General features: G+C 75.5%; 13 protein-coding genes and 1 pseudogene. 6 read left to right on the plus strand and 8 right to left on the minus strand.

Annotation, left to right across the window (positions count from 1 at the left end; all coding sequences use genetic code 11):
• The first annotated feature begins 57 nt into the window (after positions 1 to 57).
• Together Q9S36_RS22260 and Q9S36_RS22265 are read left to right on the plus strand one after the other, a co-directional pair.
• The gene (locus Q9S36_RS22260; protein ID WP_396653814.1) at positions 58 to 2,397 is read left to right on the plus strand and encodes a DEAD/DEAH box helicase; all 2,340 of its coding nucleotides are present in this window, start codon (positions 58 to 60) and stop codon (positions 2,395 to 2,397) included.
• A 17-nt stretch (positions 2,398 to 2,414) separates the two neighbouring features.
• The gene (locus Q9S36_RS22265) at positions 2,415 to 2,723 is read left to right on the plus strand and encodes a hypothetical protein (protein WP_311287041.1); all 309 of its coding nucleotides are present in this window, start codon (positions 2,415 to 2,417) and stop codon (positions 2,721 to 2,723) included.
• A 20-nt stretch (positions 2,724 to 2,743) separates the two neighbouring features.
• Here the strand turns inward: Q9S36_RS22265 and Q9S36_RS51655 are convergent.
• From Q9S36_RS51655 to ssd, 7 genes and pseudogenes are all read right to left on the minus strand, one after another.
• Positions 2,744 to 3,061: pseudogene (locus Q9S36_RS51655) on the minus strand (Rv3654c family TadE-like protein); the annotation flags it as partial.
• A complete protein-coding gene (locus Q9S36_RS22270) occupies positions 3,058 to 3,420 on the minus strand; it encodes a pilus assembly protein (protein ID WP_311287042.1) in 363 nt (120 codons plus the stop codon). The pseudogene Q9S36_RS51655 and the gene Q9S36_RS22270, both read right to left, overlap by 4 nt.
• Positions 3,420 to 3,605, minus strand: coding sequence for a DUF4244 domain-containing protein (locus Q9S36_RS22275; RefSeq protein WP_311287043.1), 186 nt, complete (start codon positions 3,603 to 3,605; stop codon positions 3,420 to 3,422). Before Q9S36_RS22275 ends, Q9S36_RS22270 begins: the two co-directional genes overlap by 1 nt.
• 163 nt (positions 3,606 to 3,768) lie before the next feature.
• Positions 3,769 to 4,455, minus strand: a complete 687-nt coding sequence (locus Q9S36_RS22280; protein ID WP_311287044.1) for a type II secretion system F family protein — start codon at positions 4,453 to 4,455, stop codon at positions 3,769 to 3,771.
• On the minus strand, positions 4,452 to 5,114 hold the full coding sequence (locus tag Q9S36_RS22285; RefSeq protein WP_311287045.1) for a type II secretion system F family protein: 663 nt from the start codon (positions 5,112 to 5,114) through the stop codon (positions 4,452 to 4,454). The genes Q9S36_RS22280 and Q9S36_RS22285 overlap by 4 nt, the downstream gene beginning before the upstream one ends.
• Positions 5,111 to 6,277 carry a TadA family conjugal transfer-associated ATPase gene (locus Q9S36_RS22290; RefSeq protein WP_311287046.1) on the minus strand — a complete coding sequence of 389 codons (1,167 nt, stop codon included), beginning with the start codon at positions 6,275 to 6,277 and terminating at the stop codon, positions 5,111 to 5,113. Before Q9S36_RS22290 ends, Q9S36_RS22285 begins: the two co-directional genes overlap by 4 nt.
• Positions 6,274 to 7,293, minus strand: a complete 1,020-nt coding sequence (gene ssd, locus Q9S36_RS22295; protein WP_311287048.1) for a septum site-determining protein Ssd — start codon at positions 7,291 to 7,293, stop codon at positions 6,274 to 6,276. The genes Q9S36_RS22290 and ssd overlap by 4 nt, the downstream gene beginning before the upstream one ends.
• Before the next feature lie 134 nt (positions 7,294 to 7,427).
• On the opposite strand from ssd, the gene Q9S36_RS22300 reads away from it, so the two are divergent.
• The gene (locus Q9S36_RS22300) at positions 7,428 to 8,225 is read left to right on the plus strand and encodes an HAD-IB family hydrolase (protein WP_311287049.1); all 798 of its coding nucleotides are present in this window, start codon (positions 7,428 to 7,430) and stop codon (positions 8,223 to 8,225) included.
• Positions 8,226 to 8,516: 291 nt separating this feature from the next.
• Here Q9S36_RS22300 and Q9S36_RS22305 read toward each other — a convergent pair whose 3' ends face one another.
• Complete coding sequence (locus Q9S36_RS22305) at positions 8,517 to 9,233, minus strand: hypothetical protein (RefSeq protein ID WP_311287050.1); 717 nt, start codon at positions 9,231 to 9,233, stop codon at positions 8,517 to 8,519.
• 93 nt (positions 9,234 to 9,326) lie between these two features.
• On the opposite strand from Q9S36_RS22305, the gene Q9S36_RS22310 reads away from it, so the two are divergent.
• The 3 genes from Q9S36_RS22310 to Q9S36_RS22320 are packed head-to-tail and all read left to right on the plus strand — an operon-like array spanning position 9,327 to position 12,934.
• Positions 9,327 to 10,640: a hypothetical protein gene (locus Q9S36_RS22310; RefSeq protein ID WP_311287051.1), complete on the plus strand. Its 1,314-nt coding sequence runs from the start codon at positions 9,327 to 9,329 to the stop codon at positions 10,638 to 10,640.
• Between the two features lie 33 nt (positions 10,641 to 10,673).
• A complete protein-coding gene (locus tag Q9S36_RS22315) occupies positions 10,674 to 11,525 on the plus strand; it encodes a class I SAM-dependent methyltransferase (protein ID WP_311287052.1) in 852 nt (283 codons plus the stop codon).
• 20 nt (positions 11,526 to 11,545) lie between these two features.
• Positions 11,546 to 12,934, plus strand: a complete 1,389-nt coding sequence (locus Q9S36_RS22320) for a hypothetical protein (protein WP_311287053.1) — start codon at positions 11,546 to 11,548, stop codon at positions 12,932 to 12,934.
• Positions 12,935 to 12,950 lie beyond the last annotated feature (16 nt).

Genomic DNA, 12,950 nt, shown 5'->3' on the forward strand with positions numbered 1-12,950 from the left:
GTTCCGCAGGACTCCCCGAGATCTCCCCCGGTCGGTGCTGTTTGCCAGACTCGAGAGGTGAGACCTTCCCGCCCCGGCGTGCTGCCCCAGGTCGACGCGCTGGTCGACCGGCTGGCGGCCGTGCCCGGCCGCGAGGACCGGCTGCGCCACCTCGAGGTGCTGCCGGCCCGGGAGCCGGTCCACGAGGCGTGGCCGGAGTGGGTGCCGGGCGACGTACGGGCCGCCTTCGCCGCCCAGGGGGTGGCCCGCCCGTGGCGCCACCAGGCGGTCGCGGCCGACGCCGCGCACGCGGGCGACCACGTCATCGTGGCCACCGGCACCGCGTCGGGGAAGTCCCTGGCCTACCAGGTGCCGGCACTGTCCGCGATCCGTGCGGCGCGCGGCCCGCGCGGCGAGCGGGGCGCCTCGGTGCTCTACCTCGCGCCCACCAAGGCGCTCGCCCACGACCAGCTCGCCGGCCTCGCCTCCCTCGGCCTCGACGTGCGCCTCGCGGCCCACGACGGCGACAGCTCGCGGGAGGAGCGCGACTGGACGCGCGACTTCGGGGAGTACGTCCTGACCAACCCCGACATGCTCCACCGCTCGCTCCTGCCCTCCCACCACCGCTGGTCACGCTTCCTCGGCTCCCTGCAGTACGTCGTGGTCGACGAGTGCCACCACTACCGCGGGGTGTTCGGGGCGCACGTCTCCCACGTGCTGCGCCGGCTGCGGCGGGTGTGCGCGATGTACGGCGCGCACCCGACGTTCGTGCTCGCCTCGGCGACGGTCGCCGAGCCCGAGGTGACCGCGTCGCGGCTGACCGGCCTCGACGTCGTCGCCCTCACCCGCGACGACTCCCCGCGCGGCAACGTCTCGCTGCTGCTGTGGGAGCCGCCCTTCACCTCCCACGCCGGCGAGAACGGCGCCCCGGTCCGGCGCGCGGCCTCGTCCGAGGTGGCCGACCTACTGGCCGACCTCGTCGCCGAGGACGTCCGCACCCTGGCCTTCATCCGCTCCCGACGCGGGGCCGAGCAGGTCGCGCTGACGGCGTCGGAGCTGCTGGCCGAGGTGGACCGCTCGCTGCCCGACAAGGTCGCCGCCTACCGGGGCGGGTACCTCCCCGAGGAGCGACGGGCCCTCGAGGCGGCGCTGCGCCGCGGCGACCTGGTGGGGCTGGCCGCCACCAACGCCCTCGAGCTCGGGATCGACATCAGCGGTCTCGACGCCGTGCTGATCGCGGGCTTCCCGGGCACCCGCGCGGCGTTCTGGCAGCAGGTCGGGCGGGCCGGGCGGGGCGCGGAGGACGCGCTCGGCATCCTGGTCGCCAAGGACGACCCGCTCGACACCTATCTGGTCACGCACCCGGAGATGCTCATCGGGGCGCCGGTGGAGGCGTCGGTCTTCGACCCGTCGAACCCGCACGTGATGGGGCCGCACCTCGCCGCCGCCGCGCAGGAGTCACCGCTCACCGAGGCCGACCTGCCGCTGTTCGGGCCGACGGCCCGCGAGGTGGTGGACCGGCTCGTCGATCTGGGGCTGCTGCGGCGGCGCCCGCGCGGCTGGTTCTGGACCGACCGCGGCCGGGCCGCGGACCTGGCCGACATCCGGTCCGCGGGCGGGTCGCCCGTGCAGCTGGTCGAGGCGGACACCGGTCGGGTCGTCGGGACGGTCGACGCGGGCGGCGCCCACAACCAGGCGCACCCCGGCGCGGTCTACGTCCACCAGGGCGAGACCTGGCTGGTCGAGGAGCTCGACCTCGAGCACTCCGTCGCCACGATGCGCCGCGACGACCCGTCGTACTCGACCACGGCACGCGAGGTCACCGACATCAGCATCGTCGCGACCCACGAGCGCCGGTCGTGGGGCGGCTGCGAGCTCGCCCTCGGCGAGGTCGACGTCTCCCACCAGGTGGTGTCCTTCCTCAAGCGGCGCCAGCCGGGCGGCGAGGTGCTCGCGGAGGAGCCGCTCGACCTGCCGGAGCGGACCCTGCGGACCACGGCGGTGTGGTGGACGGTGCCCGACGACGTGGTCGCCGAGGCGGGGCTCGCCGCGCTCGACGTCCCGGGCGCGGCCCACGCCGCGGAGCACTGCTCGATCGGCCTCCTCCCCCTCTTCGCGACCTGCGACCGCTGGGACATCGGCGGCGTCTCCACGGCCCGGCACGCCGACACCGGCGTGCTCACCGTCTTCGTGTACGACGGCCACCCGGGCGGCGCGGGGTTCTCCGAGCGGGGCTTCCGGACGGCGGTCGACTGGCTCGGCGCCACCCGCGAGGCGATCGCCGGCTGCGAGTGCGTCAGCGGCTGCCCCTCGTGCATCCAGTCGCCGAAGTGCGGCAACCAGAACAACCCGCTCGACAAGCCTGGCGCCATCCTGCTGCTCGACGCCCTCCTCGCGGGCGCGCCGCGCACCGGCTGAGGGGCTACATTCGGCGCATGGTCATCCTCGGACTCGCCCTCATCATCCTCGGCGGCATCGCGATCCTCTCGGCCGTGTTCGTGAGCGAGCCGGGCAGCGGCGGTGAGCTCCTCGGGTTCGACGTCAGCACGCTCGAGTCGTTCTTCATCGGCGTCGCCGCGGGCGCGGCGATCCTCTGGGGCTTCTCGATCCTCAAGTGGGGCACCAAGCGCAGCCTCGCCCACCGGCGTGAACGCAAGGAGCTCACCGAGCTGAACCAGAAGCTCGAGCGCGTCGAGGCCGAGCGGCGCGCCGACGGCGACAACGACGGCGACCCCCGCACCTGAGCCCGCGCGGGTCCGGCCCGCGCCTCGGCGGTGACGCGCACCGTCCGCCAGGGCACGGCGGGACCGGCGACCGACACCGCCACCAGGGCCTCGCGCCCGGCGACCCGGCAGTCCGCCACGATCGCGTCGTTGAGGACTGCGACCCGGGTGGCCTCGGCGCACCGGTCGCCCGTGCTCGTGGCCGCGGCGAGGGCGGCGAGGTCGGCGGCCGCCTGAGCCCGGCGCTGGGCCGTCACCAGGCCCCCGGCCGCGGCCAGCCCCATCGCCACGAACACCAGCAGCCCGGCCACCGCCACGACCAGCACCGTGGCACCGCCGCCGTCCGTCCGCGGCCTCACGGGTCCTCCACCAGGGCCACCGCCTCGTCGGAGACCGTCACCCCGGGGAGCGACGCCAGCAGCCCGCCCGGCCCGCGCACCCGCGCGCTGGTGGTGACCACCACCTGCCCGTCACCGGGCACGACGCGCACGTGCGCGCCCTCCGGTGCGATCCGCAGTGCCACGGCCTCGGCCGCGGCCACGTCGTCACCGCGGGCCACTGCCCGGGCCGCCTCGCGCGACGCGTCGACGACGCGCACCTGGGCCGCGCCCACGGCCAGCATCCACACCAGGCCGGCCGCCAGGGCCACCAGGAGCGGGATGCCGAGCGCCAGCTCGGCCGTGGTCGCGCCCTCCTCGCGGTGACGACGCACCCTCATCAGCCGATGCCGAGCAGGCCCATGACGTGGTCGAAGAGCCGGCCGAGCAGCTGGTTGCCGAAGCTCCCGGTGAGCAGCTTGTAGAGCAGGGCGGCGAACCCGGCTCCGGCCGCGGTGCCGACGGCGTACTCCGCCGTGGTGATGCCCCGGTCGTCGCGCGGCGTGGTCGTGGGCAGGGTGGTCATCTGTCCTCCTGGAGGTCGTGCGGGGCTGCGGTCGAGTCCCGTCCCAGACGACGATGGGCGCCCGGCCCCGGGGTCCGCACGCGCTCGGTCCGCACGCTGTGGACGGACCCCGGCCGACGGGCTCTGTGGACGTCTCGCGGCCCACGCGCGGCTCGACGCGCGCTCACGGGGCGACCGTGCCGAAGAGGGAGGCGACGGTCGGCACGACGCCGAGGAGCAGGAACGCCGGGAGGAGGCAGACGCCGAGCGGCACGGCGGCCGCGACCCCGACCCTCCTCGCGGCGTCCTCGGCCTGGGCGAGCCCCTCGCGCTCCAGCTCGTCGGCCAGCCGCTCGACGAGGTCCACCACGGAGGCGCCCGAGGCGTACGAGCGCACCATGGCGCGCACCAGCGGTGCGAGCTGCTCGTCGTCGCCGACCGCCCGCCAGGCCTCGGCCGCGGTGGCGCCCCAGCGGGCGTGCTCGACCACCGGGGCGAGCCGCTCGGCGGCCGCACCGGGCAGCGCGTCGCACACCTGTGCCAGCCCGGCGACGGGGTCGGCGCCGGAGCGCAGGGTCGAGGCGAGGAGGTCGATGAGGTGCGGAAGGGTGCGCTGCACCTCCTCGCGCTCGCGGCGTGCCCCGGGCGGCTCGACGCGTGACAGCGTCCACCAGGCACCGGCGGCGCCGACCACGCCTGCCACCGGACCCGCGGCGCCGCCGACGAACAGCCACGCGGCGACGCCCGCCCCGACGACGCCGATCGCCCGGAGGGGCGGGCCGGACGACGTGGGGCGCCGGGGCGTGCGCTGGCCCGGGGGCAGCCAGAGCAGGACGGCGAGGGACGCGCACACCGCCGCCAGCCAGGTCATGGGGCGGCCGCCCGGTCGGCCAGCCGCTCGATCCACCACAGCCCCAGCGCGACGAGGGCGATCCCGGCGAGGAGGCACGCCCACCCGACCGGCGTGCCCAGCAGGAACCCCCACGGGTCGGACCCCGCGCCGGACCCCATCAGCAGCACCGCCAGCGGCAGGCACGCGACCAGGCGTGCGGTCGCCCGGGCCGACGCGAGCTCGGAGTCGACCAGGCGACGGGTGCGCCGCCGGGCTCGCAGGCCCGCCGCGGTGCGCTCGAGAGCGGCCGCGAGCCCGTGGCCGGAGTGGTGCGCCACCTGCCAGGCACCCGCCACCCACCGCAGGTCGCTGGCGCCGGGCCTGGCCGACGCCAGCTCGCGCAACGCCTGCGACACGTCGGCGCCGAGGTGGTGGGCGTCGACGGCGGACCGCAACGGCGGCCACTGCTCGCCCGCCACCTGCAATGCGGTGCCGGGCGGCTGCCCGGACGCGAGCTCGGCGGCCAGCAGGTCGCAGACCTCGAGCACCGCCGCCTGGTCGGCCGCACGCCGGCGCCGCCGGCCGCGCGGCGACCGCGGCAGGCGGGACGGCCGGGGAGGCGCGGACGTCGCGGCCGGCCCCGGCAGGAGCAGCGCCACCGCTCCCCCGAGGAGGACGGCCGCGACCCAGGCGCTCACCACGCGACCGCCTCGAGCCGACGGGCGAGCACCGGCGCGGCAGGCCCCCGGACGACCCGGTCGGGCTCGAACGTCGCGGCGGTGCGCAGCGAGACGAGGCCCGTGTCGTCGTCGCGCTCGGGGACCCCCAGCTCGAGCACCCGACGCCGACCGTCGCGACCCCGGCCGAGGTGGATCACCACGTCGAGCGCGGCCGCCAGCTGGCTGTGCGCCGCCTCGCGCGGCAGGCCCGCGGCCAGCGACAGCGCCTCGACGCGGGCCGGGACGTCCGCCGCCGAGTTGGCGTGGAGGGTCCCGCAGCCACCACCGTGCCCGGTGTTGAGCGCCGCCATCAGGTCGACGACCTCGGCGCCGCGCACCTCCCCGACCACGAGCCGGTCCGGCCGCATCCGCAGCGCCTGCCGCACGAGCGTCTGGAGGGTGATCTCGCCGGCACCCTCGATGTTGGGGGGCCGGCCCTCCAGACCGACGACGTGCGGGTGCTCGGGCCGCAGCTCGCTGGCGTCCTCGACGAGCACGATCCGCTCGCCGGGGTCGACCAGCGACAGCAGGGCGGAGAGGACCGAGGTCTTGCCCGTCCCGGTGCCGCCGGTGACCAGGAAGGCGCAGCGCGCGTCGACGACCTCCTCGAGCAGGAAGGCGCCCTCGGGCGGCAGTGCGGAGGCGGCGACGAGCTCGGGCAGGGTCCACACCCGGCCGCGCGGCACGCGCAGCGAGATGACGGTCCCGGACCGGGCGACCGGCGCGAGGACGGCGTGGAAGCGCGTGCCGTCGGGAAGCCGCACGTCGGCGTGCGGCGTGGCGTCGTCGAGCCGTCGCCCGGCCGAGGCGGCGAGCCGCTGGGCGAGCCGGCGCACGGACGCGTCGTCGGGGAAGGTGACCGAGGCGGACTCGAGCCCCCGCCCGCGGTCGATCCAGACGTCGGTGGGGCCGTTGACGAGCACGTCGGTGACGTCGGGCAGGCGGAGCAGCTCCTCCAGCGGGCCGGCGCCGAGCACGTCGCGGCGCAGCACGTCGTGGACGGCGAGCACCGTGGCGTCGCCCACCGGCGAGCCGGACGCCCGCAGCGCCTCCGCCACCCGGTGCGGCGTCAGGTCGCCCGCGGCGCCGGCCAGCCGACGGCGTACGTCGTCGAGGACCGCCGTCGGCACCGGCGTGCTCATGCGGCCTCCCGGAGCAGGTCGCGCGCCGCGCGGGCCAGCGGGCCGCGCCCGGTCAGCGGCCCCCAGCCTCGGTCGACGGACGTGGCGAGCCCGCGCTGGTCGGGAAGGGCCGCCACCACCGGGAGTCCAGTGACTCGTTCGGCGTCGGCGTCGCCCAGCCCGCCGGGCCGCACGACCAGGCCGGCGCGCCCGCCCCGGCCGTCACGGCCGAGCAGGCCGACGAGCCGCGCGGTGGCGGCCAGGCCGGGCACCGTCGCGGGGGTGACGACGAGCAGGTCGTCGCACCGGTCGACCAGCTCGGCGAGCGACTCCCCGTGGCGCGCCAGGTCGAGGACGACGAGGTCGTGCCCGCGCACGGCGGACGGCAGCACCCGTCGGACGGTCGGCAGGTCGAGCCGGCGCCGCAGTCCCGACCAGGTCAGCACGCCGAGATGGTCGCGCCGCGGCACGCCCTCGCGCAGCGCCCGGGCGCCGAGCCGCCCCGCCGTCTCGGCCAGCCCCTCCCACCGGACGCCAGTCTCCGCCTCCATCCCCAGCAGGCGGTCGAGCCCGGGACCGAGCGGGTCGGTGTCGACGAGGAGGGTGCGGGCGCTGCCGGCGTTCCACTGGGCCAGCGCGCACGCCAGGGTGGTGGCACCGGCGCCGCCCGAGCCACCCACGACCCCGACGACCCGCCCGGGCGAGGCCCGCTCGCCCACGTCGGTGAGCGACTCGACGAGCCACTCCGCCGCGGTGTCGAGGTCGACGACCGACTGCGCCCCGAGCAGCACGGCGGCCCGGAAGGCGGCGTCCTGCGGCGTGGGGCCCACCAGGAGGACGCCCTGCCGGCGCGCGGGCGCGAGCGCGGCGAGGTCCTCCGCGACGTCGGCGCCCACCAGCACCAGGTCGGCGGCGGCCCAGCCGGCCAGGGCCAGCACGGGGTCGCGACACACCTCGGCGTCGACCCCGGCCGCGGCGCACAGCGGCAGCACGGCGTCGTGGACGGGAGCGGATGCGGTGACGAGGAGGACGGGCATGCGCGCCAGCCTCGGGCTCACGTCCCCCACCGCGCCGTCCCGGACCCGCGGCCCTGTGGAGCACCGCTGCCAGGAGCAGGCTGTGGACGCCTGGAGGCCCGGGATCCCCGCCGGATGCCCCCTACGATGACGGCATGCCCCGCCCCACCGCGGCCTTCTTCGACCTCGACAAGACGATCATCGCCAAGTCGAGCACGCTGGCCTTCAGCCGCGAGTTCCAGGCGGGTGGACTCATCTCGCGGCGCGCGATGCTGCGCTCGGCGTACGCCCAGTTCGTCTTCTTCACCGGCGGCGCGGACCACGACCAGATGGACAAGATGCGCGCCTTCATGTCGCAGCTGTGCGCCGGCTGGGACGTCGCCACGGTGCGCGAGATCGTCACCGACACGATCACCAACATCGTCGAGCCGCTGGTCTACGACGAGGCGGTCACGCTGATGGCGGAGCACCGGGCAGCCGGGCGCGACATCGTCATCGTCTCGGCCAGCGGTGCGGAAGTCGTCGAGCCGATCGGCCGGATGCTCGGCGCGGACCGGGTCGTGGCGACCCGGATGGAGATCGTCGACGGGAAGTACACCGGCAACATCGACTACTACGCCTACGCCGAGGAGAAGGCGCGCGCCATCGAGCACCTCGCCGACACGGTCGGCTACGACCTGTCCGAGTCCTACGCCTACAGCGACTCGGTCACCGACGTGCACATGCTCGAGGTCGTCGGCCACCCGTTCGCGGTGAACCCCGACAAGGAGCTGCGTCGCATCGCGCTCGCGCACGAGTGGCCGGTGCTCCTCTTCGTGCGCCCGGTGGCGCTGCGCCGGCACCTGCCCGTCCCGCCCGCCAAGCCGACGCTCGCCGCCCTCGCCGTGGGCGGCGCGATGGCCGCCGGGGGGGTCATCTGGGCCAACCGGAAGCGGCGCGGGCTCGAGGCCTGACGACTTTGCGCCGGATCCCCGTGCACCCACCGGCGCTGCGGAAAGTCAACCCTTGAAGACCCCTGCGGGGCGGGCTAGAACAGAGTCAGCAACTCAAGAGACAGCACGTGTACCGGGTACCCACGCGGCGATCCACCCATCCGATGGGGTGCTGGCCGATCGGGATCTGCCCGAGGCAGCGATTGAGAAGAGCACGCTTGGTAGCCACGGCATCACGTGTCAGCGGCGGCACCCGATCCACGTGAGCGGGTGCCGCTCGCATGTGGCTTCGAGGCTCGCTGCGCTCGCGCCTCACCCGCGCAGCGGTGAGGCCTCGGCGCCCGCCGCGAACGCCTCGGCGGCGTACAGCGCCCACGAGTGCACCCCGCTCGGGCCGCCCTGCGAGTAGCCGCGCAGGTTCGACTCGTACGCCGCCCGGTGCGCCAGGTGCCCGGCCTCCGGCACCACCAGCGACTTCGCGTCGACGCCGCGCGAGACCAGCACCAGCCGCTCGAGCGCGCGGGCCACGATCCCGTTGTGCGACGCGAACGGCGCGGCCGTCGCTACGTCCGCGTGCGCGACCGCCGCGACCAGCAGCGCCGGCGCCTCCGTCCCGGACAGCAGCAGCTCGGACACCCCGCGCAGCCGGTCGGCCGACGCCGCGTCGCGCGGCCGGCCGAGCTCGTCGGGCGACAGCGACGAGGACGCGACGACGGTGTGCAGCCGGGCGATCGCCTGCAGCGGTGCGGTCTTCAGCAGCGGGGCCAGCGCGAGCATCGACGCCGAGAGCCGGACCGCGTCGGCGGCGATCTCGTCGCCGTCGCCTGCCCGGACCTCCTCCAGCGAGGACGCCGACCCCTCGAGCACGGCGCTCGCGTGGGCGCCGCGCAGCAGGGACTCCGCGGTCAGCTCCGGCGACGTACGCCGCAGCCCGCGGTCGCGGAGCATCACGTCGATCCCGTCGCGGGTCCCGGCGTAGGCCGAGCGCACGCCCTCGAGGTCGGTGAGCCAGGCGAGCGGGTCGGTCATGGGGAGGACGGTAGTCGCGGCAACCTTTCGCCCGGTCGCGGCATCCCACCGCGTAACCTGCGCCACGACCAACGACCACGGGGGAACACATCCATGCACCGCACCACCACCGCACTCCTCGCCAGCGCCCTCCTCGGCGCCACGCTGCTGCCGGCCACCTCGGCCACGGCCGCGCCGTCCACCTGCCAGGGGCAGGCGGTGACGCGCAGCGGCCCCGGCGACGCCTCCGGCACGCTGACCGGCACCGAGGGCCGCGACGTCATCGCCACCGAGGGCGCGACGCGCGTCCTCGCGCTCGGGGGCGACGACCTCGTGTGCGTGACCGGCGGGGCCCGACCCGTGGTCGACGCAGGCACGGGCAACGACACCGTGGACGCCAGCGCGGCCGTGGCGGGGAGCGAGAGCGTCCTGGGCGAGGGCGACGACCGCTACGTCGGCTCGGCGGCCTGGGACGTCGTGCACGCCGGTGTCCTCTCCGGCGACCACCTGGACGGCGGGCGGGACGTGATCGACACGGGCTCGCGCGGCCTCCGCGAGGACGTCGTGGTCTCGGGCCAGACGCAGCAGGCCAACCCGGACGAGGTGCGGGCCGGCTGGGTCGACCTGTCCTGGTACGGCGTCGCGACCGGCGCCGGAGCGCTGGACGGAGGGGACGACAGCATGCTCCGCCTGGACCCGGTGGAGGCGTGGGGCGTGAGCATCAACGCCGACCTCGGCACCCTCGCCATGACCCGGGCGCCGCTGCAGCCCATCGCGGGCTTCTCGCGGTTCGCCGTCACCTCCCACCCGGGGCTGACGCGCTTCAGCTTCGGTGGCACCGGGCGCCACGACTCGCTGTTCTTCGACGGCCTGCGGAGCTCGACGCTCTTCCAGGTGTCCCTCGGGTCGGGGGACGACGAGCTGCGGGTCGTCTCCCTGGAGAAGACCAAGGACAACGCCTCGTTCAGCGGCGGGCGCGGGACCGACCGCCTGGACCTCGGCATGGCCGGCGTGTCGGACGTCGACCTCGACCTCCGCAAGGGCCGGCTCTCGACGGGCCGCGGCAAGGGCGAGGTCACGATCGCGGCCCGCGGCTTCGAGGACGCCACCGTCGTCGCACCGGACGTCGAGGTCCTCGGCACGACCGGCGCCAACGACGTGTCCGTCCTCGCCTGCCGCGCGACCGCGCACGGCCTGGGCGGGAAGGACATCATCACCGCCCTCGACGCCACCGTGGACCTCGGCCGCGTCGACTGCGACCGCTCGCCCCGCGTGCGCTTCCTGGGCGGCCCGGGCAAGGACACGCTCACCGGCTCGAACGGCCCCGACCGCCTCATCGGCGGTCCCGGAAGGGACTTCGTCGACGGCAGGTCGGGACGCGACACCTGCCAGGGCGAGACGGTGCGTCGCTGCGAGGCACGCCGCTGAGGCCGGTGCGGCCGCGCTTGTAGCCTGTCCGCGATGAGCGACGAACTCCCCGCTGCCCCCGCCCCGGTCGACCGCGCTCGGTCCTTCGGGTCCGTCGCCGAGGCCTACGACCGCGGCCGGCCGTCGTACCCGGCGGAGGCGGTGGCGTGGCTCGCGGGCGGCGAGGCGAAGGTCGTGCTCGAGCTGGCGGCCGGCACCGGCAAGCTCACCCGGGCGCTCGTCGACCAGGGGCACGCGGTCTTCGCCACCGAGCCCGACGAGGCCATGCTCGAGGTGCTCCGCGACCGGGTGCCGGAGGTGAGCGCGAAGGTGGCGACCGCGGAGGAGATCCCCGCCAACGACCGGTCGGTCGACGTGGTGGTGGTGGCGCAGGCGTTCCACTGGTTCGACCCCGAGTCGGCACTCCCCGAGATCGCGCGCGTGCTCAAGCCCGGCGGCCACGTCGCCCTCGTGTGGAACAGCCGCGACGAGCGCATCCCGTGGGTGCGCCGCATGGGCGATCTCCTCGGCCGCCAGGACCTCGACACCAGCTCCGCCGACCACCTCGTGCACAGCGACCTCTTCGGCTTCGTCGAGGAGGCGAGCTTCAAGCACTGGCAGGAGGTCAACCGCGAGACCGTGCTCGACCTCGCGCGCTCCCGCTCGAGCTTCCTGGTGATGGACGAGGAGGAGCAGGAGCGCCACCTCGCACAGGTGCTCGCCTTCTACGACGACTACGGCCGCGGCATGGACGGCATGCAGATCCCCTACGTCACCCGCTGCTACCGCGCCGTCGTGGTCGATGGTGACGAGCCGGCAACTTCCGGCCCGGACGAGCCGTCACAGGAGGGACCGGTCGTGAGCGACGGCACCGACACCGACATGCTGCTCATCGACTTCCGCTGACTGCTTCCACGGGGGAACGCATGCGACGTACGACGACACTGACCGCATCGGCGCTGCTGGGCCTGGCCCTGCTCACGCCCACCGCGCCCGCGAGCGCGGCCGCAGAGACCTGCCGCGGCGAGGCCGCCACCCTCGTCGGCACCACGCCGACGCTCACCGGCACCGAGGGACGCGACGTGATCGTCACCGGGACGTCCGGCGACGTCGCGGGCCTCGGCGGTGACGACCTGATCTGCGTGACCGGCGGCCGCAACATCAACCTCCTCAGCGTCGACGCCGGGCCGGGCAACGACACGGTCGACACCACTGCGGCCCCGCGGGGCTTCTACGTCACGACCGACCTCGGGCTCGGCGCCGACACCTTCGTCGGCGGTCCTGCCGCCGACACCGTCACCACCGGCCCGGAGGCGTCCGACGCGGTCGACGACGAGCGCGACGTCGTGCACACCGGCGAGGGGGACGACCGGGTCGCAACGGGCGCGTCCTACTACGAGACCAACCCCGACGTCGTCGACACCGGTGCCGGCGACGACCGGGTCGAGCTCTTCACCTGGCAGACCGCACCCGACGGCCTCGTCACGGGCGGCGCCGGGCTGGACACGCTGGAGACCACCTCCTCGATCGCCTACGTCGAGATGTACGTCGACATGGCCGCCGGCACCATCGACGGCATCAGCCCGAAGGAGTTCGACGGCAGCCTCCAGGCACGGTTCTCCTACTTCGAGGCCCTCGAGCTGGGCGTCCACGACGAGGAGGTCTCCTACCGCGGCACGACCGGGGACGACGTCCTCGAGCTCCAGCAGCTGCGACCGGGCTGCTGCGAGGGACGACACCCCCTCCTGCGCGCCGAGACGTCCGACGGCGACGACCAGGTCCGCGTGCGCGGCGAGCTCGACAGCGGGAGCCGGGTCGACCTCGGTCAGGGCCGCGACGAGATCGTCGCCGCGGTGGACGACGGCGTGCTGGGGGTCGACCTCGAGCAAGGCACGCTGTGGTCCGGCAACGGCGAGAGGGCCGACGCCGTCGGCATCGAGGACGCCGTCCTGATGGGGCCGCGCGTGATCGCTGTCGGGAACGACCGGGGCAACCGCCTCGTCGCCAATGCCTGCCGGGCAGCACTGCGCGGCGGACGCGGGCACGACTACCTCACCCACGTCTCGGGCGACCCGTGGTGGGAGGAGTACGAGCTCGACTGCTCCGGCCGCGTGGTGGCCTACGGCGGCCCGGGCAAGGACCGGATCCGCGGCAGCCAGGGCAAGGACCGGCTCGACGGACAGGGCGGCAACGACGCCCTCGAGGGCCGCGGAGGCAACGACGTGCTGCTCGGTGGCGGAGGCCGCGACAAGGCCGACGGCGGCAAGGGCCGCGACCGCTGCACCGCCGAGCGGGAGCGCCGCTGCGAGCGCTGACGGGATTACTGTCGCC

The sequence above is a fragment of the Microbacterium sp. ARD31 genome (assembly GCF_031844425.1).

Excerpts from the sequence above, each read along its gene's own strand:
- Q9S36_RS22280 (WP_311287044.1), bottom strand. The coding sequence starts at position 4,455 with ATGACCTGGCTGGCGGCGGTGTGCGCGTCCCTCGCCGTCCTGCTCTGG.
- Q9S36_RS22305 (WP_311287050.1), bottom strand. The coding sequence starts at position 9,233 with ATGACCGACCCGCTCGCCTGGCTCACCGACCTCGAGGGCGTGCGCTCG.
- Q9S36_RS22320 (WP_311287053.1), top strand. The coding sequence starts at position 11,546 with ATGCGACGTACGACGACACTGACCGCATCGGCGCTGCTGGGCCTGGCC.
- Q9S36_RS22270 (WP_311287042.1), bottom strand. The coding sequence starts at position 3,420 with ATGAGGGTGCGTCGTCACCGCGAGGAGGGCGCGACCACGGCCGAGCTG.
- Q9S36_RS22300 (WP_311287049.1), top strand. The coding sequence starts at position 7,428 with ATGCCCCGCCCCACCGCGGCCTTCTTCGACCTCGACAAGACGATCATC.
- Q9S36_RS22275 (WP_311287043.1), bottom strand. The coding sequence starts at position 3,605 with ATGACCACCCTGCCCACGACCACGCCGCGCGACGACCGGGGCATCACC.
- ssd (WP_311287048.1), bottom strand. The coding sequence starts at position 7,293 with ATGCCCGTCCTCCTCGTCACCGCATCCGCTCCCGTCCACGACGCCGTG.
- Q9S36_RS22315 (WP_311287052.1), top strand. The coding sequence starts at position 10,674 with ATGAGCGACGAACTCCCCGCTGCCCCCGCCCCGGTCGACCGCGCTCGG.
- Q9S36_RS22290 (WP_311287046.1), bottom strand. The coding sequence starts at position 6,277 with ATGAGCACGCCGGTGCCGACGGCGGTCCTCGACGACGTACGCCGTCGG.
- Q9S36_RS22310 (WP_311287051.1), top strand. The coding sequence starts at position 9,327 with ATGCACCGCACCACCACCGCACTCCTCGCCAGCGCCCTCCTCGGCGCC.
- Q9S36_RS22265 (WP_311287041.1), top strand. The coding sequence starts at position 2,415 with ATGGTCATCCTCGGACTCGCCCTCATCATCCTCGGCGGCATCGCGATC.